22 protein-coding genes are annotated in these 22,115 nt (G+C 71.2%); 17 read left to right on the forward strand and 5 right to left on the reverse strand.

Going from position 1 to position 22,115, the window contains the following annotated elements; translation table 11 throughout:
- The first annotated feature begins 3 nt into the window (after window positions 1-3).
- The 11 genes from A3CE_RS0123065 to dnaB all read left to right on the forward strand — a co-directional run bounded on the left by A3CE_RS0123065 (window position 4) and on the right by dnaB (window position 8,891).
- A complete protein-coding gene (locus A3CE_RS0123065) occupies window positions 4-897 on the forward strand; it encodes a hypothetical protein (RefSeq protein ID WP_026468771.1) in 894 nt (297 codons plus the stop codon).
- A gap of 84 nt (window positions 898-981) precedes the next feature.
- A complete protein-coding gene (locus tag A3CE_RS0123070; RefSeq protein WP_020642484.1) occupies window positions 982-1,896 on the forward strand; it encodes a hypothetical protein in 915 nt (304 codons plus the stop codon).
- Window positions 1,897-2,021: 125 nt separating this feature from the next.
- Complete coding sequence (rpsF, locus tag A3CE_RS0123075) at window positions 2,022-2,348, forward strand: 30S ribosomal protein S6 (protein ID WP_185839911.1); 327 nt, start codon at window positions 2,022-2,024, stop codon at window positions 2,346-2,348.
- 17 nt (window positions 2,349-2,365) lie between these two features.
- Window positions 2,366-2,890: a single-stranded DNA-binding protein gene (locus tag A3CE_RS0123080; RefSeq protein ID WP_020642486.1), complete on the forward strand. Its 525-nt coding sequence runs from the start codon at window positions 2,366-2,368 to the stop codon at window positions 2,888-2,890.
- A gap of 43 nt (window positions 2,891-2,933) precedes the next feature.
- Entirely contained in the window at window positions 2,934-3,182 is a 249-nt protein-coding gene (gene rpsR / locus A3CE_RS0123085; protein WP_003098744.1) for a 30S ribosomal protein S18, read from the forward strand.
- A 14-nt stretch (window positions 3,183-3,196) separates the two neighbouring features.
- The gene (rplI, locus tag A3CE_RS0123090; protein WP_020642487.1) at window positions 3,197-3,658 is read left to right on the forward strand and encodes a 50S ribosomal protein L9; all 462 of its coding nucleotides are present in this window, start codon (window positions 3,197-3,199) and stop codon (window positions 3,656-3,658) included.
- 128 nt (window positions 3,659-3,786) lie between these two features.
- A complete protein-coding gene (locus A3CE_RS0123095; RefSeq protein ID WP_020642488.1) occupies window positions 3,787-4,137 on the forward strand; it encodes a hypothetical protein in 351 nt (116 codons plus the stop codon).
- Window positions 4,134-4,760, forward strand: a complete 627-nt coding sequence (locus A3CE_RS0123100) for a DUF3558 domain-containing protein (RefSeq protein ID WP_020642489.1) — start codon at window positions 4,134-4,136, stop codon at window positions 4,758-4,760. Before A3CE_RS0123095 ends, A3CE_RS0123100 begins: the two co-directional genes overlap by 4 nt.
- 1 nt (window position 4,761) lies before the next feature.
- Entirely contained in the window at window positions 4,762-6,090 is a 1,329-nt protein-coding gene (locus tag A3CE_RS0123105) for a hypothetical protein (protein WP_020642490.1), read from the forward strand.
- Between the two features lie 100 nt (window positions 6,091-6,190).
- Complete coding sequence (locus tag A3CE_RS0123110) at window positions 6,191-6,982, forward strand: ESX secretion-associated protein EspG (RefSeq protein ID WP_020642491.1); 792 nt, start codon at window positions 6,191-6,193, stop codon at window positions 6,980-6,982.
- 505 nt (window positions 6,983-7,487) lie between these two features.
- Window positions 7,488-8,891 carry a replicative DNA helicase gene (gene dnaB / locus A3CE_RS0123115; RefSeq protein ID WP_026468772.1) on the forward strand — a complete coding sequence of 468 codons (1,404 nt, stop codon included), beginning with the start codon at window positions 7,488-7,490 and terminating at the stop codon, window positions 8,889-8,891.
- Here the strand turns inward: dnaB and A3CE_RS0123120 are convergent.
- Window positions 8,888-9,340, reverse strand: a complete 453-nt coding sequence (locus A3CE_RS0123120; protein WP_020642493.1) for a MarR family winged helix-turn-helix transcriptional regulator — start codon at window positions 9,338-9,340, stop codon at window positions 8,888-8,890. The genes dnaB and A3CE_RS0123120 overlap by 4 nt on opposite strands.
- 66 nt (window positions 9,341-9,406) lie before the next feature.
- On the opposite strand from A3CE_RS0123120, the gene A3CE_RS0123125 reads away from it, so the two are divergent.
- Entirely contained in the window at window positions 9,407-9,802 is a 396-nt protein-coding gene (locus tag A3CE_RS0123125) for a helix-turn-helix domain-containing protein (protein ID WP_020642494.1), read from the forward strand.
- Window positions 9,803-9,866: 64 nt separating this feature from the next.
- The gene (locus tag A3CE_RS0123130; protein WP_020642495.1) at window positions 9,867-10,637 is read left to right on the forward strand and encodes a dioxygenase family protein; all 771 of its coding nucleotides are present in this window, start codon (window positions 9,867-9,869) and stop codon (window positions 10,635-10,637) included.
- A gap of 224 nt (window positions 10,638-10,861) precedes the next feature.
- Here A3CE_RS0123130 and A3CE_RS0123135 read toward each other — a convergent pair whose 3' ends face one another.
- A complete protein-coding gene (locus A3CE_RS0123135) occupies window positions 10,862-14,275 on the reverse strand; it encodes a PE-PGRS family protein (protein WP_245589574.1) in 3,414 nt (1,137 codons plus the stop codon).
- A gap of 206 nt (window positions 14,276-14,481) precedes the next feature.
- Window positions 14,482-15,444 carry a hypothetical protein gene (locus tag A3CE_RS0123140; protein WP_020642496.1) on the reverse strand — a complete coding sequence of 321 codons (963 nt, stop codon included), beginning with the start codon at window positions 15,442-15,444 and terminating at the stop codon, window positions 14,482-14,484.
- A 286-nt stretch (window positions 15,445-15,730) separates the two neighbouring features.
- On the opposite strand from A3CE_RS0123140, the gene A3CE_RS0123145 reads away from it, so the two are divergent.
- From A3CE_RS0123145 to A3CE_RS0123155, 3 genes are read left to right on the forward strand one after another with little or no spacing between them, the layout of a single operon-like run.
- Window positions 15,731-16,930 (forward strand): AI-2E family transporter, encoded by a 1,200-nt coding sequence (locus A3CE_RS0123145; protein WP_020642497.1) that lies wholly within the window; start codon window positions 15,731-15,733, stop codon window positions 16,928-16,930.
- Window positions 16,927-18,063, forward strand: coding sequence for a MacS family sensor histidine kinase (gene macS, locus A3CE_RS0123150; protein WP_026468774.1), 1,137 nt, complete (start codon window positions 16,927-16,929; stop codon window positions 18,061-18,063). The genes A3CE_RS0123145 and macS overlap by 4 nt, the downstream gene beginning before the upstream one ends.
- Window positions 18,060-18,716, forward strand: coding sequence for a response regulator (locus A3CE_RS0123155; protein ID WP_020642499.1), 657 nt, complete (start codon window positions 18,060-18,062; stop codon window positions 18,714-18,716). Before macS ends, A3CE_RS0123155 begins: the two co-directional genes overlap by 4 nt.
- A 3-nt stretch (window positions 18,717-18,719) precedes the next feature.
- Here the strand turns inward: A3CE_RS0123155 and A3CE_RS0123160 are convergent, their stop codons facing one another.
- Window positions 18,720-19,757 (reverse strand): hypothetical protein, encoded by a 1,038-nt coding sequence (locus tag A3CE_RS0123160; RefSeq protein ID WP_020642500.1) that lies wholly within the window; start codon window positions 19,755-19,757, stop codon window positions 18,720-18,722.
- 75 nt (window positions 19,758-19,832) lie between these two features.
- Between A3CE_RS0123160 and A3CE_RS0123165 the strand changes: the two genes are divergently transcribed.
- On the forward strand, window positions 19,833-20,495 hold the full coding sequence (locus A3CE_RS0123165; protein WP_020642501.1) for a DUF1707 SHOCT-like domain-containing protein: 663 nt from the start codon (window positions 19,833-19,835) through the stop codon (window positions 20,493-20,495).
- Between the two features lie 100 nt (window positions 20,496-20,595).
- On the opposite strand, the gene A3CE_RS0123170 is transcribed toward A3CE_RS0123165, so the two are convergent.
- Window positions 20,596-21,993, reverse strand: a complete 1,398-nt coding sequence (locus A3CE_RS0123170) for an MFS transporter (protein ID WP_020642502.1) — start codon at window positions 21,991-21,993, stop codon at window positions 20,596-20,598.
- Window positions 21,994-22,115 lie beyond the last annotated feature (122 nt).

Consider the following 22,115-nt stretch of genomic DNA (forward strand, 5'->3'; position numbering starts at 1 on the left):
AGCATGCAAGATCGGGCACGGAGGGCTACGGCGGTCGGAGCGACGGCGTTCGTGCTCGCCGGTTCGGCCGTGCTCGGCCTGCCCGGGACCGCCTCGGCCGAGACGAAGACCGTGCCCTGCGGCAAGAGCGTGGATGCGGCGCCCGGCGACCACATCCAGGGCTCGCTGCTCGGCCTGCCCCTCATCGACCTGGGCATCGTCACCCAGGCGACCACCGTGCTGAGCAAAACCGTGAACGGGCTGCTCGGCACGGTCTGCCAGGTCACCGTGAACGTGGTGAACACCGTCGTCTCGCCGGTCCCGGTGGTCGGCGCCCCGGCGGCGAGCGCGATCAACCAGGGTGTCCAGAGCGTGACCAGCGGCGTGCAGCAGGGCCTGAGCGGGGGCGGCAAGCAGCAGTCGCCGCAGCCGGGCGCAGGCGGCAACCCGCAGCAGCCGCCGTCCAACGGCGGGACCGGGGGCACGCCCCAGCAGGGCGGCACCCCGGCGGGCACCACACCGATCCCCGAAGCGAACAGCCCGCTCCTGCCCGGTTTTTCGAGCATCCCGGTGTTCGGGGGATTCCCGTTCGCCCTCGGCACGGGTTACGCGCCGATGCGCGACTACAGCGGTATCCCGTTCGCCACAGCCGGGCTGTTCACGCCGTCGCCGGCGATCCGGTACGGCAGCCAGATCCCGGGTTACGCCCCGCAGTACGGTCTCACCGGCCCGGACGGCACCCCGGGCAGCAACTCCGGAGTCCAGACCGCCGGCCAGGCCGAGGCGCTACCGTCCGCGTCGGACGGCTTCACGAACGGGTCGAATCTGCCGATGCTGATCGCGGTCCTGGCACTCTCCGGAGTCAGCGCGGGTCTCGTCCGCACCTGGGTACTCCGCCGAATGGCCGCTGTGAATTGATACGACTGCCGAGTATCTTTCGCGTATCTCCCTCGTTCATCCTGTTGTTGTTCAGGAAGACGTCCCGATAACGCCACGGAGGAAATGCTCGTGCGGAAGACCTGGCAGACGACTCGCCGAGCATTGACCCTCACCGCGATCGCCGCTTTCGTGACCGGAGGTGCCTTCCTCTCCGCCGGCACGGCCTCCGCCGCGACGACCCTCGCGGGCACCTGCTCGGGTTCGGTGAACGGCAGCATGGGCGACACCGTGGCCGTGCAGGGCACCTCGGTGAAGGAACTGGTCCGCAAGGGCGCCCAGGACTACGTGAACACCCACCTGTGGACCCTCGCCACGGTATGGCCCAACTCCATCGCCGACACGATCGCGGGCAAGGGCGCGCTGGCGGTCGGCCAGGTACCCGCGGACGCCGCGGGCGGCACGATCGCGGGCTCCGCGATCGGCGGCGCCACCGCCACCGCGCTCAAGGGCGCCGACCACCTCGGCGTGCTGGACAGCACCAAGGCCGAGGTGCTGACCGCGATTTCGTCGACGGTCGCGAAGAACTGCGGCCTGACCACGATCGCCACGAACTACGTCGCGCCGGGCGCCCAGAACGCGGGCGGCACGGGCGGTACGCAGGGCGGCACCGGAACCACCCCCGGCGGCGCGTCGGGCAACCTCGCCAACCTGATCCCGGGCACCTCCGGCGGCACGGGTGGCAGCGCGCCGATGCGCGACTACAGCGGCATCCCGACGGCGACCGCAGGCACGGCCGTCGCCCCGGGCGTGCGCTACCCGGCGGACGGCACCCTCCCCGGCGACGTGTCGGCCCCGCAGGCCGGCGCGGGCGACCAGAGCGGCCAGAGCGCGGCCGTCCGCGACGCGGGCAACGCGCAGTCGCTCGCCTCGAACAGCGCGTCGAACGACGTCCAGCTGCCGATGCTCCTCGCGGTGATCGTGCTCGCCGGCGTCACGGCGGGTCTGGTCCGGACCTGGGTCCTGCGCCGCGCGAGCTGACCCCCGACCTGACCCCAGACCGGACCCGCTGTCCGGTCCTGCCGGTACCCCCAGGTAGCCTTACCTGGACAAACCCTCCTGTCACGGACAGTCCGTGACCGCGAGCCCATAGGAGGTGAGTGGTTGTGTCACGCCATTACGAGGTAATGGTCATCCTGGACCCCACGCTCGACGAGCGCACTGTCGCTCCGACGCTGGACACCTTCCTCAACGTGATCCGCACTTCGGGCGGAAGCGTCGAGAAGGTCGACGTCTGGGGCCGGCGCCGGCTCTCGTACGAGATCAAGAAGCACGCCGAGGGCATCTACGCGCTCCTCGACCTGAACTCGTCTTCGGACGCGGTGAAGGAGCTGGACCGCCAGCTGTCGCTGCAGGAGACCGTGCTCCGCACCAAGGTCATGCGTCGCGAGATCAAGCGCGCCGCGGCCAAGCCCGTCGCCGCCAAGGCCTGAGCCGAAGGGTATTCCCGATGGCTGGAGACACCGTCATCACGGTGATCGGCAACCTCACGTCCGACCCGGAACTGCGCTTCACCCCGTCCGGTGCGGCGGTCGCGAACTTCACCGTCGCGTCCACGCCCCGCACGCTCGACAAGCAGTCGGGTGAGTGGAAGGACGGCGAGGCGCTGTTCCTGCGCTGCAACATCTGGCGGCAGGCGGCGGAGAACGTCGCCGAGTCCCTGACCCGCGGCGCCCGCGTCGTCGTGCAGGGCCGTCTGAAGCAGCGGTCGTTCGAGACGAAGGAAGGCGAGAAGCGGACCGTCGTCGAGCTCGAGGTCGACGAGATCGGCCCCTCGCTGCGCTACGCCACGGCCAAGGTCAACAAGGTCAGCCGCGGTGGCGGCGGCAGTGACTTCGGCGGCGGCGGTGGCGGGGGAAACCGCGGCGGCGGCGGTGGCGGAATGCCGGCCGACGACCCGTGGGGCTCCGCCCCGGCCGCGAGCAGCGGCAGCGGCAGTGGCGGCGGCGGCTTCTCGGACGAGCCCCCCTTCTGATCTCGTACACATCCACACAGATTTGAATTACCAGGAGTAGACAGTGGCCAAGCCACCCATTCGCAAGCCCAAGAAGAAGGTCTGCGTGTTCTGCAAGGCCGAGAAGAAGGGCCGCCCGGAACTGATCGACTACAAGGACACCAACCTGCTGCGGAAGTACATCTCCGACCGCGGCAAGATCCGTGCCCGTCGCGTCACCGGCAACTGCAGCCAGCACCAGCGTGACATCGCCATCGCGGTCAAGAACTCCCGCGAAATGGCGCTGCTGCCCTACACCTCGACCGCGCGCTAAGGGAGGGCACTGACATGGCGAAGATCATCCTCACCACGGACGTGGCCAACCTGGGCGGCCCCGGCGACATCGTCGAGGTCAAGGACGGTTACGCGCGCAACTACCTGCTCCCGCGGGGCTACGCCATCGTGGCTTCCAAGGGCGCGGAGAAGAACGTGCGCACGATCCAGCGCGCGCAGGAGAGCCGTCGCATCCGCGACCTCGACCACGCCAAGGAGATCAAGGCGACGCTGGAGGGCCTCGGCGCCATCCAGCTCACCGGCAAGGCGGCCGAGGGCTCGAAGAAGCTCTTCGGCTCGATCACCTCGGCCGAGATCGTGGACGCGATCAAGGCGGCCGGTGGCCCGCTGCTCGACAAGCGCGTCATCGAGCTGCGCGACCACATCAAGACCGTGGGCAAGCACTCGGTCGGCGCCCGGCTGCACCCGGACGTCAAGGTCGAGGTGCGGCTCGAGGTCAAGGCCGTCGCGCAGTAAGGCAAGTACGTCGTGGAAGGCGGGTCGCTCCCTGGTGGGCGGCCCGCCTTCACGCGTTTCGGGGGAACCTCGGACACACGGGCGCCGTCGTAGGACAATGGAGCGGGACGCGAAGGGAGCGCACTCGGATGGGTAACGAGGTCAACATGTCCGCGCCGTCCGGCGGAGGGGGCTTCACGTTCGACGCCGACAAGATCGACGGCGTCATCAAGAAGTGGCAGGACCTGCAGACGGACCTGCAGAACGACGCCGCCGACGCCAACCTGATGGCCGACGTCAAGGCGCCCGGCAAGGAGTTCGCGAGCGGCGACTGGGAGAAGCTCGCCAACCCGTCCGGCAAGGCGTTCCTCGAGCAGAACAAGAAGATGCAGGACTACGTGAAGAACTACATCCAGGCCCTGCTCGACGCGAAGAAGAAGATCGCCGCCGCGGACGCCGGCCACACCGGCGACATCTCGAAGGCGGGGACGCAGGCGTGAACCACCGGCTCGTCCTGCCCGGCCTGGTCCTCGCCGCGCTCGCCCTGGCCGGCTGCAGCACCAAGACCGACGGCACCGCCAACCCCGTCGCGTCCAGCGCGCCCGGCACCGCGAGCAGCACGACCGGCAACGGCGGTGGCGGCAACGGCGCACCCAAGGTGTCCAGCCCGCTCGACCCGGCGAAGCTGAAGTCCGACGTCTGTTCGGTGCTCTCCGCTTCGCAGCGCTCGTCGCTGGGTGTCGAGGACGGCACGCCGCGGTCGACGTCCGCCGGCTCGAGCTGCGCCTGGGTGTACAAGGACGACGAAACGCGCAGCAGCCGCGTCGACATCGCGGCCGACCCGAACACCGACGGCCTCGCCGGCATCTACGACCTCTACGCCAAGGGCGGCAAGGACCAGTACGAGTACTGGGAGCCGACCGAGGTCTCCGGCTACCCCGGGGTGTACGCCGCGACGAAGGACTTCCGCACCCAGGGGCAGTGCAAGCTGCTGGTGGGCGTGACGGACAGCCAGGCCGTCCAGGTCTTCGCGCAGATCGGCTCCGGCCCGGGCGCGACTGCGCCGTGCCCGTACGCGCTGAAGGCGGCCGAGGCGATGATCCAGACCTTGAAGGAGGGCTGAGATGCTGGAACTGGTGCTGCTCGGTGGTTTCGCCGCGTACAACATGGCCACCACGCATTCGGACGACCACAATTCGCAGCAGGGCGACCGCAAGATCGACTGCTACGACATCTGGGAAAAGATCGCCCACGGTCCCGGCACCGGTTCGATCCAGGACGGGCAGGCGGCGGCCAGCCGGCTGAAGGGCGCGTACGCGGAGCGGCTCACCACGATCGACACGCTGGCCAAGGAGATGGACGCGGCCTGGACCGGCGGCGGCGCCGAAGCGGCGCAGAACGCCGGCGCGCACCCGCTGCGGGTGTGGATGGAGGATTCGGGCACCAAGCTGACCGACTCCGACAAGTACCTCGGCGAGCAGAACACCGCCTTCACCACGGTGCACGCGCAGGTGCAGGAGGTCCCGAAGGACCCGCCGAAGAACAACCTGCTCAACGCGATGACGCCGTGGACGACCGACACCGACCGGGCGATCCGCGACTACAACGCCAAGGGCCAGGCCAACGTCGACGCCTTCAACTCCTACTTCAAGGCGAGCAACGACAACGGCCAGAAGATGCCGACGTACTCCGCGCTCAAGGGGCAGCAGGAGAACGTGAACGTCGACGGCGGCCAGGACGGCAAGAAGAAGCCGGGTGACGGAACCGGGAACGGCAACGGCAACGGGACCGGCAATGGGACCGGCACCGGTTCGATGCCCGGCGTGAACATTCCGGGTCCGGGCGGCATGCCGCCCATCGGCGGCCCGCCGAACACCCCCGGCGGCAGCTTCGATCCGGCCAAGGTGCCGGGCTACGACCCGTCGAAGATGCCCGGCGGCAATTTCGACCCGGCCAAGATCCCCGGCGGCGGCAACTACACGCCGCCGAACTTCAACGACGGTACGCACTCGTCGGGCTTCACGCCGCCGAAGATCCCGGGTCCCGGCGGCTTCGGCCCCGGCGGTTCCGGCGGCGCGGGCGACTTCTCGATCCCGGGCGGCGGCTTCGGCCCCGGCGGGTCGGGCGGGATCGGCGACCCGTCGGCGGGCTTCGGTCCCGGCGGAGCGGGCTTCGGTCCCGGCGGCTCGACCGGGGCGGCGCTGCCCGGCGGCGGGGGCGCGGGTGCGTCCGGCGCCGGCCGGGGCGGCGCGGGCGGAGCCATGGGCGCGGGCGGCGCGGGCGCGGGCCGCTCCGGCAGCACCGGGATGGGGGGCATGGGCGGCATGGGCCACGGCGCCAAGGGCCAAGGTGGCGGCGACGAGGAACGGACGTCGAAGTACCTGCTCGGCGACGACCCGAACGACATCTTCGGGACCGACGAGCTGACCGCGCCGCCGGTCATCGGCGAGTAGCGCACGCGGGACCGCCGGGCGCGTGCCAAGATTGGGCGCGCCCGGCCTTCGTTCGCCGGGATCCAAGCTGACAGTTCGATCTTCACTGGGGGCAAGAGCGGTGCTGGACAGGCAGGTCACCCTCTCGACCGGCACCCTGATCAACCTGATCCGGCGCCGGGGCGGCGAGCCGCACACGGTGCTGTCCGAGACGCCGGCCTGGTACGGCGAAGAAGCCCAGCGCGCCGAGGACGAGCGGGTCAACGCCGAGCTCGCCAAGGCCGGGCTGTTCGGCCCGCGGGGCATGCACCCCGGGTTCGTCGCGACGGTCGAGGCGATCGCCCGGCCGCAGCTGGAGTACTACGGCTGGATCGACGGCGGGTTCCAGGGCAAGCCGGTGAGCTACCGGCTGCTGGCCGGCAGTGCCGGCGGCGAGGCGTTCGTGCTGGCCAAGCACGAGGAACTGGACGCCGTCGTCATCGAGTCGACACAGCCCCGAAGGGAGCTGCTCGACGACTTCCTCGGTCAGATCCCGAAGCTGGCGCCCGGGCGCGGGACGCCGCTCGCGGTGCCGAAGAGCCGGATCGAGGGAACCGCCCGCCGGGACGAAGGCGGGTTCGCGGTGCTCCGCAACGACCGCCCGGCCGAGGGTTCGCAGGAGGTCGAGGAGCTCCGGCGGATCCTGGCGCTACGCCGAATGGGGAGTGGCAGCCTCTACGTCGCGGCCCGGAGCCGCAGCGGCGCGTGGCACCGGATCGAACGCCCGGTGAACTACATCGATACCTCGGAAGGCCGATGGCTGACCGAGGAGATACCGGGCCGTGGCGAGAACCGGATCGCCTTCACCCCGGCCGACCAGCGCGTTCTCGCTGACCGGTTACGCAGCGCACAGGGCCGGCTCACCGCGGCCTGACGCCCGAGCCGTTCAGCCCACCGGGTTACCCGTCTACCGTCCGTGATTTTCATCCACAGGTGGCGCGGCCCCACGAGCCCGTGTCCACTCCCGACACGCCGAAGAACGGACTTCTCACGACACGCCGGACGAGTTTTCCGCGAGTTCTCCACAGCTTGTTCACAGGGCCTGACCTGCGACTTCACCGAAGCCGATCACGCTTGTCCCCAACTTGTCCACAGCTCTCGCGGCACCTGTGACTGGTTACCCCCATTCATCCCCAGGTTGTCCACAGAAGGGTCCCCACCCTGAATTGCCATCGGCCTTCCGGGGGACATAGCGTGCCCGCTCGGGCCTGTACTCACGGTGGCGCCCGGCGTGCCTTCGAGAGCCGGACGGCGTTCTCGCCGATCATCGAGAGGGACGCGTCCGGGGGACGGGAGCACGGACCGAGCCGCGTGCTTCGAGAGCGAAGTTCCGGCATACTCGAACGAGTGTTCGACACAATGAGGAGGTGTCCGGGACGGTGGCGCTGACCGACGACCGCGGTCCGATGTATGCGGAGTCCGACCCGGGTCCGAGTGATCCGGGCTCCGGCGGCTTCGACCGCCAGCCACCGCAGGACATGGCGGCCGAGCAGTCCGTCCTCGGCGGCATGCTGCTGTCCAAGGACGCGGTCGCCGACGTCATCGAAGCGCTCGGCCCCGACGACTTCTACCGGCCCGCGCACCAGGCGATCTACGACTGCATCCTCGACCTCTACGGCCGCGGCGAGCCCGCCGACCCGATCACGGTGTCGGCGGAGCTGGAGCGGCGCGGCGAGCTGGGCCGCGTCGGCGGCGCGCCCTACCTGCACACGTTGATCGCGACGGTGCCGACAGCGGCGAACGCGGGCTACTACGCCGAGATCGTCTCGGAGAAGGCGGTGCTGCGCCGGCTCGTCGAGGCGGGCACCCGGATCGTGCAGTACGGCTACGGCGCGGCCGCGGCCGACGGCGCGAACATCGACGAGGTGGTCGACCGCGCGCAGGCCGCGATCTACGACGTCACCGAGCGGCGGACCAGCGAGGACTACGTCGCGCTGGAAGAGCTGTTGCAGCCGACGATGGACGAGATCGACGCGATCGCGTCGCGCGGCGGCCAGTCGCAGGGCATCCCGACCGGGTTCACCGACTTCGACGAGCTGACCAACGGGCTGCACCCGGGTCAGATGATCATCGTCGCCGCCCGGCCCGGTGTCGGCAAGTCGACACTGGGCCTCGACTTCGCGCGCTCGGCGTCGATCCGGCACGGCCTGACCAGCGTCATCTTCTCCCTGGAAATGAGCCGGACCGAGATCGTCATGCGCATGCTCTCGGCCGAGGCGAAGATCCGTCTCGCCGACATGCGCGGTGGCAAGATGTCCGACGACGACTGGACGCGGCTGGCCCGCCGGATGAGCGAGGTGTCCGAGGCGCCGCTGTTCGTCGACGACTCGCCGAACATGACGATGATGGAGATCCGGGCCAAGGCGCGGCGGCTGAAGCAGCGCAACGACCTGAAGCTCGTCGTCCTCGACTACCTCCAGCTGATGACGTCCGGCAAGCGCGTCGAGTCGCGGCAGCAGGAAGTCTCGGAGTTCTCCCGGCAGATGAAGCTGCTGGCGAAGGAGATCGAGGTCCCGGTGATCGCGATCAGCCAGCTGAACCGTGGTCCGGAACAGCGCACGGACAAGCGCCCGATGCTGTCCGACCTGCGTGAGTCCGGCTCACTGGAGCAGGACGCCGACCTCGTCATCCTGGTCAACCGCCCGGACGCCTGGGAGCGGGACGACCCGCGCGCGGGTGAGGCGGACCTGATCATCGCGAAGCACCGTGCCGGGCCGACGGCGACGATCACCGTCGCGCACCAGCTGCACTACAGCCGTTTCGTGGACCTCTCGCACGACTAGCCGAGCGCGCTGTACCCGCGGACGAACGCGGTGAGGAGCCTGCCGAAGGTGTCGCGGTCCTCGTCCGGCCAGTCCGCCATCACCTCCGCGAACACGCCGCGGCGGAAAGCGTGCAGCTCGTCGAGGTGTGCTTGGCCGGCTTCGGTCGGCACGAGCACGGCACGTCGTCCGTCGCGCTGATCGGCTTCGCGGCGAAGCAGGCCTTGCTCGACCGCGCGCGCCACGAGCCTGCTGGCGCGCGGCTGGTCGACGCCCATCGCCGCGCTGAGGGCCGTCACCGTGCTCGGCTCGCCGCGTTCGGTGAGCTCCTCGACGACGTCGAGCAGCTCGTACACCGGGTCGTGCGCGCCGCGGCCCCTCGCCTTGCCGATCCGGCTCAGGGCTCGGCGCTGCTGACTGCGGCGGATGCCGATCATGGCGCGCTCGACGTCGGCCACCGCGTCCGTCATGGTTGCTCCACCTCCCAACTGCATGTACTTTTACATGCAGTTGTTCATCGACATACCGGAGTCCTCATGAAACCCCTCGGCTGGTGGCTCCGCCACCTCCACGAGCTTCTCGAATCCTCCATGGCCCAGGTCCTCGAGACGGAATCACTGACCCGCCGCCACTGGCAGGTACTCAACACGATCGCCCTCGGCGCCCGCACGCCGGAGGAGGTCGACGCGGCCATGGCGCCGTTCGTCACCGCCGAAGGCCCGATGGCGCCCAAGGTGGCAGATCTGCGCGGCCGCGGCTGGGTCATCGACGGCGAGATCACTCTCACCGCCGAAGGCCGCGAAGCCCACGCGCGCGTCGAAGAGCGCATCAAAGCGTTCCGCGCGACGACGATCGAAGGCATCAGCGACGACGACTACCGCACCACGCTGCGAACGCTGGAGCGGTGCGCGGCGAACCTCGAAGCCGCCTGAGGAATATCCCGGGGCCCGGCGGCGTCCACTCTAGTAGTTGAACTTTCAAATACTGGAGAGCACGATGACCCTCACCCCGGTCCTCTACCTCAGCCACGGCGCCCCGCCGCTCGCCGACGACGCCACCTGGACCCGCCAGCTCGCCGGCTGGTCCGCCGACCTGCCGAAGCCCCGCGCGATCCTGGTCGTGTCGGCACACTGGGAGGAGGCGCCGCTGACCATCGGGGCCACCACGACCGTGCCGCTCGTGTACGACTTCTGGGGCTTCCCCGAGCGCTACTACCAGGTGAAGTACGCGGCTCCCGGCGCACCGGAGCTGGCGGCGAAGGTCCGGAAGCTGCTTCGCTCGACCGAGACGCCGGTCCACGACGCCCCGGAGCGCGGCCTCGACCACGGTGCCTACGTGCCGCTCGTCGAGATGTACCCGGACGCCGACATCCCGGTGCTGCAGGTCTCGATGCCTTCGCTCGACCCGAAGGAGCTGTTCGACGTCGGCCGCAAGCTCGCGCCGTTGCGCGACGAAGGCGTGCTGATCATCGGCAGCGGCTTCTTCACCCACAACCTGAGCGGGATGGCCCGCGCCACCGACGGGACACCGCCGGCGTGGTCGGCCGAGTTCGACCACTGGGGCGACGAGGTCCTGCGCAGCGGCGACGTCGACACGCTGCTCGACTTCCGGCATAAGGCGCCGGCGGCGACGCTCGCGCATCCGCGGATCGAGCACTTCGCGCCGCTGTTCGTCTCCCTCGGCGCCGGCTCCGACGAAGGTTCCGGCCGCACGGTGATCGACGGGTTCTGGCACGGCTTGGCGAAGCGCTCCCTGCAGTTCTCCTGACCCCACACGCGAACGAGCCCCAGGAGCCGCATCGGCTCCTGGGGCTCGTCGCCTCCAGGGAAGGAGAGCTATTCGGTGTTCGCGGGCGGACCCGCACCGCGATCGCGTGGCCGGGGCGCTCCGTGCGAGGTCACCCTCGCGGCGCGTGGAGCGCCTGCCGCCGTGACAGCGGAGTCCGTGAGCCGGACGGGTTCGCGCGGAACCCGCCCGGCGTCACGGCACTACTACTTGCGCTTGACCAGACCCATCAGCTTCGCGATGAAGCCGGTCGAGTCCAGACCCGACATCGCCGGCACCTGCGGGGTGCTGTCCAGCACCGGCAGCTTGGCGTTGACCGGGAGCTGGGCCGGGATGGTCGGCGCGGTCGGCAGCGCGGCCGGCGCGGTCGGCAGCGCGAAGGGCAGGCCGGTGGCCGGCACGTCCGCACGCTCGGTGCCGTGGCCCGCGAGGGAGCCCAGCGCCGACAGGCCGTTCACCGCGGGCAGCGCGGTGGTGGGCAGGGCCGGCTTCGGCAGCGCCGGAACGCCACCCAGGGCCGGCAGGGCCGGCGCGGCGAAGGGCAGGCCGGTGGCCGGCACATCCGCACGCTCGGTGTGACCCGGCAGGACGCCACTCACGGCGGACAGCGCCGGCAGGGCCGGCAGGGCCGGCACCGCGGCGGGCAGGCCGGCAGTCGGCAGGTCCGCACGCTCGGTGTGACCCGGCAGGGCCCCACCCAGCGCCGAAAGCCCGTTCACCGCGGGCAGCGCCGACGCGGTGGGCAGCGCCGGAACGCCCGCGGCCGGCAGCTGCACCAGCTTCGTGAGCCCGGCCAGCGGGTTACCCACCGACGGCACGTCGGCGCGCTCGTCGACCGGCGTGGTGGCCGGCAGCGCGGGCAGGCCCTGCGTGGGCAGGCCGCCCTGGGTGGGCAGCCCGGCGAGCGGCAGCGCGCTGGTCAGCCCGTCGAACGCGGGCAGCCCGCCGACCAGGCCGGCGACCGGAAGCTTGCCCATCAGCCCGTCCACCGACGGCATGCCGCCCTGGGTGGGCAGGCCGCTCCGGAGTGCCGCCAGCGAGGGCAGCTCGTCGGCCGCCAGCTCGGAACCCTCGAGCGGGTACGCGATCGGGTCCGCGTCCTCGTCGATGCTCGTCGCGTCCTTCGCGACCGCGGTGGCGTGCCCGAGCAGCTCGAGGGGGACCCCGAAGATCTGCACCGGCAGCACGAACGGGTGGTACAGGTTGAAGCCCGACAGGCTCTGCTGGTCGCCCGCGGTGACGGCCTTGCCGCCGTTCTCCGTGGTCAGCATGTTGTCGCCGTAGGCGTGCGCGATGCCGCCCACGGTCACCGCGTCGCCGAACAGCTGCGCGATCGCGGTCACCGGCAGGTCGAGGATGTTGCCGGAGATCGCGCCTTCGACACCGGAGGTGGTGTCGTCGCCCGAGTTCTCGACCTCGGTCATGTTGATGCCGGTGCCCTTGGCGACACCCGCCACGCTGGCCGCGTCGCCGAAGACCTGCGCCACCGCCAGCGGGTCCACGCCGATGATGTTGCCGGCCACGCTGCCGCGGTCGCCGCTGGTGGTGGCGTCGCCGCCCGCCTCCGAGTCGACGTCGTTGGTGCCCTTGCCGGTGCCGAGCGCGGCCGCGGCGATCCCGTCGCCGAAGACCGTGCCGGCGCCCGCGATCGGGGCCTTCACGATGTTGCCGGTCAGTGCACCGTCCCGGCCGTCGGTGACGGCGTCGCCGCCCGCCGAGGAGTCGGTGATGTTGTCGTTCTCGCCGGTGCCGATGCCGCCGAGGGCGCCACCGACGCCCATCGCCTGCAGGGGCAGCGAGACCGGGGCCTCGATGATGTTGCCCGCGCCGGCGCCCGCCGGGCCGTGGGCCTTGACGTCGCCGCCCGCGTGGGACGTCGTGTCGGTCGAGCCCTTGCCGTGGCCCTGGCCGATGAAGGCGCCACCGATGTTGGCGACCTGCACCGGGAGCGACGCCGGCACCGTGCCCAGGTTGGAGCTCAGGAAGCCACCGTCGTCGACGGTGCTGCCGCCGCCGCCACCGGAGACGACCTTGGTCTCGTCGGCCGCGCCGGAGCCCTGGCCGATGAACGAGCCACCGATGCCGAAGACCTCGGCGGGAACGCCGACCGGCACCTGGACGACGTTGCCCGAGCCGGACGAGTCGGCGCCCTGCGTGCCGTCGTACGCCCCGGCGGTGACCTTCTTGTCCTCGGTCGCCTTGCCGGTCGCGTTGCCGATGTGGCTGCCGCCGATACCGAAGACCTCGGGCGCGCCCGCGGCCTGGGTGTTGACGATGTTGCCGCCGAGGACGGCGCCGTTGCCCTTGGTGTAGCTGCCGTTGCCGGCGTTGGCGTCGGTCGTGTTGTCGTGCGCGGCGTCGGCCTGGCCGATGTAGGTGCCACCGATGCCGAAGGCCTCGACCGGCAGCGCGACCGACGGGTTCAGGACGTTGCCCGACCCGCTCGAGTTGTCACCCGCGGTCTGGACGAACCCACCCGAGTCGACAGTGCTGGAGGAACTGCCGGCGCAGGGGATGCCCGCCGAGGCGTTGCCGATCCACGAGCCGGCGACACCCGCGACGTTCGCGATCGGGGACAGCGAGGCCGCCCCGCCGTTGCCGGACAGGAACGAGTCGTTGCCGCTGGTCTCGAGGTAGGTCGGGATGCCGAGGCTGCCCTTGCGGGTGTCCCCGGCCGTGGCGTCGGCGGAGGTGTTGCAGCCGTCGGAGTTCGACAGCGAGCCCCACACCGCACCGGAGTTGCAGTTGAACTTGACCGGCAGGGCGATCGGCGCGCCGACCACGTTGCCCGAGCCGGACGCGTTGTCACCGGAGCTCAGCAGCGAGCCGCCGGAGGTGGCGACGGTGTCGGCGGAGTAGCCGTGGCTCTGCCCGTTGCCGAGCAGGTACGAAGCGGCGTTGCCGGTCACCTGCACCGGAGTGGCGAACTGGCCCGCCACCACGTTGCCGGAGAGGGCCGAGCCGTCGCCGTTGGTGGCGACGTCCCCGGTCTCGGTGGTGCTCTGGCTGGCCGACCCACCGGTCACGCGGCCGGTGCCGCCGGCGACGCCGCCGCCGTTCCCGGCGATCTGGACGGGGAGCGCCCAGTCGAGGACCACGGCGTTGCCCGCGAGGCTGGAGCCTTCGCCCGTCGTCTTGACGTCCTGGTCGTGTGCCCAGGTCTGCGAGTGGTCGCCGCCCTTGACGTTGGCGTCGCCGATGACGCCGATCGCGTTGTCGACGATCTGGATCGGGACGACGACGTCGCCCGTGACCTTGTTGCCCTTGAGGTTGTTGTGCCCCGGGGTGAAGGCGCCCGCACCGTCGGCCTTGGTGGCACCGCCGAGGGTGCTCTGGCTGATCGGGCTCGCGTCGTCGAGCTGCTTCGCAGCCTCGTTCGCGGCCTTGGTGACCGGCTTGGTGCTCAGCTCCGTCTGCCCCGCGGGCAGGTCCAGCTGGCCGAAGGGGGTGCCGACCGCGTTGTTGGCTTCCTGGACGGGAGCCGTGACGTTCAGGTCGAGCGGGGAGGCAGGGGTGTCAGGGCTGACGTTCTCGTCAGCCGAGGCGATGCCGGTGCCCAGCATCAGCAACCCACCCGTGACAAATGCGGTCTGGAGGCCGCGCTTTGCCCACGTCTGCATGGGGTTTTTCTCCTTTATTTCGGTTTCCCTTGCGGGCTTATGGGGGTGCGCTCGTCGAAAAGGGGGATGTGTCCGAGCGCACCGAGGGGGAAGGAACTTCATGCGGGCGCACCAAAGCGCACCGCCAAGTCACGGGTATTGCGTGGACGCGAAGCCGTCAGAAGAGGACGGGCTTGGGCGCGTCAGCGACCCGTGAAGGGAGGTGTTCAGTCAGGAGTGACGCCGGGCTGCTTGCCCGGGGAGCGCAGCGAACGGCGCAGGCCGACGCGGCTCATCGCCGCGAAGGCGGTGTCGATGGCTTCGGTCGTGCGCGAGGCGCAACCGTTGAAGCCGTCAGGGTGCCCACCAGGGCCACCGGAGGTCGTGGTGCCACCCGGGGCGGTGGGACCGACCGGCGCGTTCGGAAGCTGCGCCGGGGTCAGCGGGGACGGCAGGTCACGGTGCTCGTCGCGGGAACGGCCCGCGGCACCGGTGACGTCGTCGTGCTGGAGACCCGCCGGCATCGCGAGCGCATCGGCACGCAACGCGGCGGGAAGTTCGACCGGGGTGACAGCGGCCGTGCCGGCCTGCTGTCCGCTGCGCGCGGCCGCGGGCTCCTGCCCGGCCGGGTCGAGGCCCGGGAGCAGGTCGCCGTGCCCGGCCGGGTCGAGCAGCTGCCACACCTGGCGGCCGAAGTCCGTCGCCGGCTCGGGGGTGATGGCCTGCTCGATGACCTGGCGGGTGTCCTCGGGCTTGCGGGCGATGTGCCCGACCGCGCCCAGGGTGCGCTCGGCCGGGCTCAGCACCGCGTCACCGGCGAGGTCCGACACCGAGTCGCCGACCCGGTCGGACACCTTGTGGTGGAAGGTGCGGCCGCACGGCCGCGCCGTCGTCCCGGCCTGCGGCTCGCTCCACGACGTCACGTCCTGGTGGCAGGTCGCGTCGGTGAGGTCACCGGCGAAGTGCGCGGCACCGTGGTCCGCGTCGGCGAGGCTGCCGTCGGCGGCCTCGGTGACCGGGGTGACGGACGCGGTGCCGACCTCGACGGTGTCGGCGGAGGCCGCCGCACCGGAGACGAGCCACGCGGCGGCGGTGCCGGCCACGGCACCACCGAACACGAGCAGCGCACGCGACACGAGACGGCCGACGCGCTTGGCGCCCTGCCCCTCGTTCGTCGCTGTGTCGGCCACTCGTCGTCTCCTCAATGTCTTTCGGGGGTTCCGGGTGGCGGAGCCCCCGGCCCGGGCCGGGCCCGGTTGTCACAGTGCCTGCTTCGTGATCCGGCCGTTGCGGAAGCGACCTAACCAAATTCGCGTGGCGGCGCGCATCCTCGGCACGCCTTGATGCCCCCATCGTGTGAAAGACACACGGTGTAGCCCGATCTGACGGTCGGTGATCATCCCTGGCCGCCGGGTGTGTCGGACGCGGCCGCGGGAAAGCGGCCGAATCGGGCGGTCCAGCCGCTACGGTGAGCCCGTGAGCCACGCGCGACGCGAAGACCCGTTCCTGCCGGAGCACGAGGACGTCACCGGGCTGATCCCCCGGGGCCTGCGCATCAGCGCGGCGCTGGCGTGGCGGTTCATCGTCGTGGTCGCCGCCCTGTACGCGGTGGTGTGGGCGATCGGCTACCTGTCCGTCGTCGTCATCCCGCTGGGCATCGCCCTGCTGGTTTCGGCGCTCCTCGCGCCGGCGGTGCAGAAGCTGGTCGCGGTGAAGTTCCCGCGCGGGCTGGCGACGGCGGTCGTGCTGATCGCCGGGCTGGCCGTGCTGGCCGGGCTGCTGACGTTCGTCGTCACGCAGTTCTCCAGCGGCCTGCCGCAGCTGCAGAAACAGCTCAACGAAAGCCTCGGCCAGATCAGGGACTGGCTGATCAACGGCCCGGCGCACCTGCGCCAGGAGCAGATCCAGGACTTCATCAACCAGGTCTTCGGGTTCCTGCAGAACAACCAGGCCTGGCTCACCGACACTGCGCTGACCACGGCGGGCACGGTCGGCGAGATCGTCACCGGCTTCCTGCTCACGCTGTTCATCACGATCTTCTTCCTCAGCGGCGGCGACGGGATCTGGACGTTCCTGGTCCGCGGCGTGCCCGCCCGCGTCCGTTCGCGGGTCGACGTCGCCGGGCGCCGGGGGTTCGCGTCGCTGGTCAGCTACGTGCGCGCGACGGCGGCGGTCGCGGTCGTCGACGCGCTCGGCATCGGCATCGGGCTGTGGATCATGAGGGTGCCCCTGGTGATCCCGCTGGCCACGCTGGTGTTCCTCGGCGCGTTCATCCCGATCATCGGCGCGGTGATCACCGGCGGCGTCGCGGTGCTGATCGCCTTGGTCACCAACGGCTTCATCGGCGCGCTGATCGTGCTCGCCATCGTCATCGGCGTGATGCAGCTGGAGAGCCACGTGCTGCAGCCGCTGCTGCTCGGCCGCGCGGTGAAGCTGCACCCGCTCGCGGTGGTCCTCGCCATCACCGGCGGCCTCGTCGTGGGCGGGATCGCGGGCGCGCTGATGGCGGTGCCGATCCTGGCGGTGCTCAACGCGGGCATCCGGTCGCTGCTGCACGAGACGGCCCCGGACCCGGCCGAGGTGGACGTCCTCGAGGACCAGGCCGCGCAGCCGAACGACGCCGAGCCCGGAACCCCGCAGGCGGAAGTGCCGACGCGCGGCGACGACGAGAAATGACCGCGGGGAGGACGCCCGACCCGATCACGCCCATGTGGCGGGGCGTGATCGCGTTCCGCGTGCTCACGTGGGCGTTCGCCTGCGGCACGGTGATCGTCCAAAACGGACAGTACCGACGCGAAGGGCTGGCCTGGGCGATTCTCGGCGTGATGGCCGTGTGGTCGGTCGTCAGCGGCTTCCTCTACCTGCGCGAGCGGACGCGGCCGCCGGCACTGGTGGTCTTCGACCTCGTGCTGACCACTGGCCTGCTGATGACCTCGCCGTGGGTGCTCAGCGACACGCAGTTCGCGCTGAACGTCCCGCTCATCACCACGGTGTGGGCGGCCGTGCCACCGGTCGCCGCGGGTGCGCGGTTCGGCGCGTCGGGTGGCGTGCTCGCCGGGCTGGTGGTCGGGGTGGCGACCGCGCTGGCGCGGGAGAAGTTCGACCTCGACGTCGCCCGCGACGCCGTCCTGCTCGCCGCGGCCGGCCTGCTGGTCGGCATGGCCGCGACGCTGGGCCGCCGGTCCGCGGCGCGGCTTGAGCAGGCGCTGCGGAAGGAAGCGGCGACGGCCGAGCGGGAACGGCTGGCCCGGTCGATCCACGACAGCGTGCTGCAGGTGCTGGCGCGGGTCCGCAAGCGCGGCAACGAGGTCGGCGGCGAAGCGGCGGAGCTGGCCCGGCTGGCCGGCGAGCAGGAGATCGCGCTGCGGTCACTGGTGACGACCGAGCCGGTGAAGCCGAACGACCGCGGCACGACGAGCCTGCGTGCCGCGTTGCAGCTGCTCGCGACGCCGTCGGTGCAGGTCTCGACCCCCGCGGACGACGTCGAGCTGCCCGCGCACGTCACCGGTGAGCTGCTCGCCGTGACCCGCGAAGCCTTGGCGAACGTCGAGAAGCACGCGGGGCCGGACGCGCACGCGTGGGTGCTGCTGGAGGACCTCGGCGACGAGGTCGTGGTGAGCGTCCGCGACGACGGACCGGGCATTCCGGACGGCGTTCTCGAGCGAGCGGCCGCGGAAGGGCACCTCGGCGTGGTGGAATCCATCCGGGGGAGGGTCCGCGACCTCGGGGGCAGCGCGGCCCTCGACACCGGGCCCGGCCGGGGCACGGAGTGGGAGGTCAGGGTGCCGAGCACGAGGGGTGCGGGATGAGCGAGCCGCGGATTTCGGTGATGGTGGTCGACGACCACCCGATCTGGCGCGACGGGGTGGCCCGCGACCTGACCGAACACGGCTTCGACGTGCGGGCGACCGCGCCCGACGCCGACGCGGCGTTGCGGATCGCGCGGACCGTGCGGCCGGACGTCGTGCTGATGGACTTGAACCTGGGCAGCACGTCGGGGGTGGACGCGACCCGCGAGATCACCTCGGCGCTGCCGTCGACGAAGGTGCTGGTGCTGTCCGCGAGCGGCGAGCACAAGGACGTCCTGGAGGCGGTGAAGGCCGGCGCGTCCGGTTACCTGGTCAAGTCGGCGTCCGCGGCGGAGCTGGTCGACGCCGTCCACCGGACCGCCGCCGGCGACCCGGTGTTCACCGCGGGACTGGCCGGGCTGGTGCTCGGCGAGTACCGGCGGATGGCCGACGCGCCGGCGGAGGGTGCCGAGCCGCCTCGGCTGACCGAGCGCGAAACCGACGTCCTGCGCCTGGTCGCGAAGGGGCTGACCGCGCGGCAGATCGCCGAACGGCTCGTGCTGTCCCACCGCACGGTGGAGAACCACGTGCAGTCGACGCTGCGGAAGCTGCAGCTCCACAACCGCGTCGAACTGGCCAGGTACGCGATCGAGCACGGCCTCGACGAGGAGTGACGCTCAGGGCAGCACCGCGATGCCGTTCCACTCACCGTCCGGCAGCGTGGCCTTGCCCAGGCGCCACCGGGGTTCGCCCGGGTGCCAGGCCGCGAGGACGCCGTCGGCCAGCACCAGGTCGCCGGCTTCGGACCAGTCGATGCCGCCGCCCTGCTTCAGGTGGTCGGTGATGAACGGCATCCCCGGTGCGTGCTCCCAGGCCTGCGTGTCCGGGCTGAGCAGCCAGATGTCCCGGCTCTGCCGCGGACCGCGGTAGGACGGGTCGGCGAAGTCGACCGCGAAGACGCGGCCGTCCCGCGACGGGACGACGGTAGGCGGACCGCCGCCGCTCGCCGGCCGGGTCAGCGGCTTGGTGCTGCCGTCGCGCAGGTTCAGCAGGCGGAGGTCGGTGAAGCCGTCGAGCAGCAGCCAGTCGCCGGTGGCGCCGAGGATCCGCGGGTACTGCCGGACGGTGCGGCCGGTCTCCGGGTCGATCAGCGCGTCGGTCGACTCGGGGGAACCGGAGTTGATCCGGATCAACAGGCCGTGGGAGGTCTCGGCCCTGACCTCGGTGCGGCAGCTGGCGGACTGGCCGTGACCGAGCTCTTCCCCGGAGAGCGAGACGCGCTGGAGGCGGCAGCTGTCCGGCGCGTCCTGCCGGATCAGCCAGGCGCTCTCCTGGTCGGCGCCGGGTACGACCGACCAGGCACGGCCCAGTGACCGCGGCGGGTTCGAAGCGCCGGTGTACGCGAACATCTCGAAGGGGTCGTTGTGGCCGGCGCCCGCCGGGTAGGCCGTCAGGACGGCCTGCTCGCCGACCCGGAGCACACCCAGGCCGCCGGGGTAACCGGGCGGAGTGGCCGTGGGCCCGCGGTCGGCGTCGAAGAGGGTCGGGCCGGTGGGCAGGAGCGCGGTGACCCCGATGCCGCCGGTCGCCGGGATGCCGGTGAGCCCCGTCGCCGGGGCCGGCGGGGTCGTGGTGGTGGTCGACGGCGAAGGCGACGGCGGTGCGGGCGTTTCGCCGGTGCACCCGCACAGCAGAACCAGTGCCGCGCCGAGCACGGCACCGCGGACTACGGGTCCGTTCAGGGTTTTCCCCCGATCTCCCTGGTGAAATCCGGTTCTACCATCATGGGCATGGGCGAGGAAGAGACCACGGCGGCGGAACCGATGACCGAAACGAAGCCGTTGAGCGAACGCGATCTTCGGGTGTCCGACGACGAGCGCGAGCACGTCGTCGGCGTGCTGCAGAAGGCGATCGGCCGCGGCATGATCGACCTCGACGAGTTCACCGAGCGCACCGACCGCGCCCTCGCGTCGCGGACCCGCGGTGAGCTGAACGCCGTGCTGGCCGACCTCGCCGGCCTCTTCCACCCGGCCGCGGCCGTGGCCGCCGCTCCGGCGTACGCGCCCCCGATCGGCTACGGCGGCTACTCGCCCGGACAGCGCTTCGAGCTCAACGCGAAGTACTCGTCGCTGGTCCGCAGCGGGCCGTGGGTCGTCCCGCCCGAGATGGTGGTGCGGAACAAGTACGGCTCGACGAAGCTCGACTTCACCGAAGCCCAGGTGCAGTCGCCGGTGGTGCACATCGAGCTGGACGCCAAGTGGGGTTCGGTCGAGGTGATCATCCCGGAGCACGCGGCGGTCGACGTCAACTCGATCACCGACATCAAGTTCGGCTCGCTGGAGGACAAGACCCGCAGCAACGGGCGGATGGGCAATCCCCGGTTCGTGCTGACCGGGCGCGTGCACGGCGGTTCGCTGGTCGTCCGGCACCCGCGGCGCGGGCTGTTCGGCTAGCCGGGGTCCCTCTGCCCCCGGCGTCAAGAAGGCCTCCCCACTCAGGCATCGGGTGGGGAGGCCTTCGCCGTTCTCAGGCGCTGTTTCTCAGGCGCTGTTCTCACGCGGCCGTCGCCGGCCGGATGTTCCGGAAGACGAACCAGACCAGTGCGGCGAACGCGATGGCGGCGAGCCCGGCGACGACGTGCAGCCCGTCGGCGAAGCCGTGGGCGCGGACGACGGCGTTGCCGAGGGTCCCGACAGTCGCGATGCCGAGGGAGTAGCCGAACTCGTTGACGGTCTGGGCCAGCGCGGAGGCGGCACCCACCTTGCGCGGCGGCACGGATCCGACGACGAGGTCGGTGCCCAGCGCGACCATCGGGCCGACGCCCGCGGACGTCACGGCCAAGCCGATGGCGGGCCAGGCCGGCCCGGCCGAGGGGTCGACGAGGGTGAGGATGACCATGCCGGCCGCGGCGAGGGCGACACCGCCGGCAATCAGGGCGCTCGGCTTCACCCGGCGGGCCAGGACAGGCGCGGCGAGGAAGCTGACGGTCGACGTCGCCATGCCGGGCAGCAGGCCGAGCGCGGCCCCGACCGGCGAAAGGTGCTGCACGACCTGGAAGAACTGCGCGACGAACAGCATCGTTGTGCCGCCGAGCATGCTGAACAGGAGCATCCCGCCGAGCGTGGTGCGGAACGCCTTCGCGGCGAAGAGGCTGAAGTCGATCAGCGGGTCTTCGAGCGTCCGCTGCCGCTTCACGAAGACGTATCCGATGGCCAGGCCGGCGGCAAGAGCGGTCACGGGAACGAGGTGGACGCCGTCGCGGGCGAGTTCCTTGATGCCGTAGATGGCGGGCAGGATCGCGGCCAGCGACAGGGCGACACTCGGCAGGTCGACGCGGCCGGCGGTCTCGTCGCGGTACTCGGGCAGCAGCTTCGGGCCGATGACCAGCAGCAGGACCATGGCGGGGACGCCGAGCAGGAAGACCGAGCCCCACCAGAAGTGCTCCAGCATGAAGCCGCCGACCATCGGGCCGATGATCGCGCCGACGGTGAAGCAGCCGGCCCAGATCCCGATCGCTTCGGCGCGCTGCCGCGGGTTCTGGAACATGGTGCCGATGAGCGAGAGCGTGGACGGCGCCAGCGTCGCCCCGGCGATGCCGAGCGCGGCCCGGGCGGCGATGAGCATGGCGGCACTGGTGGAGAAGGCGGCGACGACGGAAGCGGCCCCGAAGGCGGTGGCCCCGGCGAGCAGCAGCTTCCGCCGTCCGATCCGGTCGCCGAGGGTCCCCATGGTGACCATGAACCCGGCGACCATGAAGCCGTAGATGTCCATGATCCACAGCTGCTCGGTGCCGTCGGCGTGCAGGCCGGCGGCGAGCTTCGGCAGGGCGAGGACCAGGACGAAGACGTCCAGCGAGACGAGCAGGGCGGGCAGGGCCAGCACGGCCAGGCCGATCCACTCCCGGCGCCCGGCCCGGAGCGCTTCGGCCGGGGCGGTGATGGTGGCGGTCATGGTGAGGTCCTCTCGACTCGGTGGCTTCGGTCTCACCACTGCGTCGAGCGACCGGCCCGCCGATCGACAACCCGCCGGCCGGATTTTCGGGAAACGCCGTGAAGGCCACCTCGAGGCCCTTC

Source organism: Amycolatopsis balhimycina FH 1894, from assembly GCF_000384295.1.
Taxonomy (GTDB): domain Bacteria; phylum Actinomycetota; class Actinomycetes; order Mycobacteriales; family Pseudonocardiaceae; genus Amycolatopsis; species Amycolatopsis balhimycina.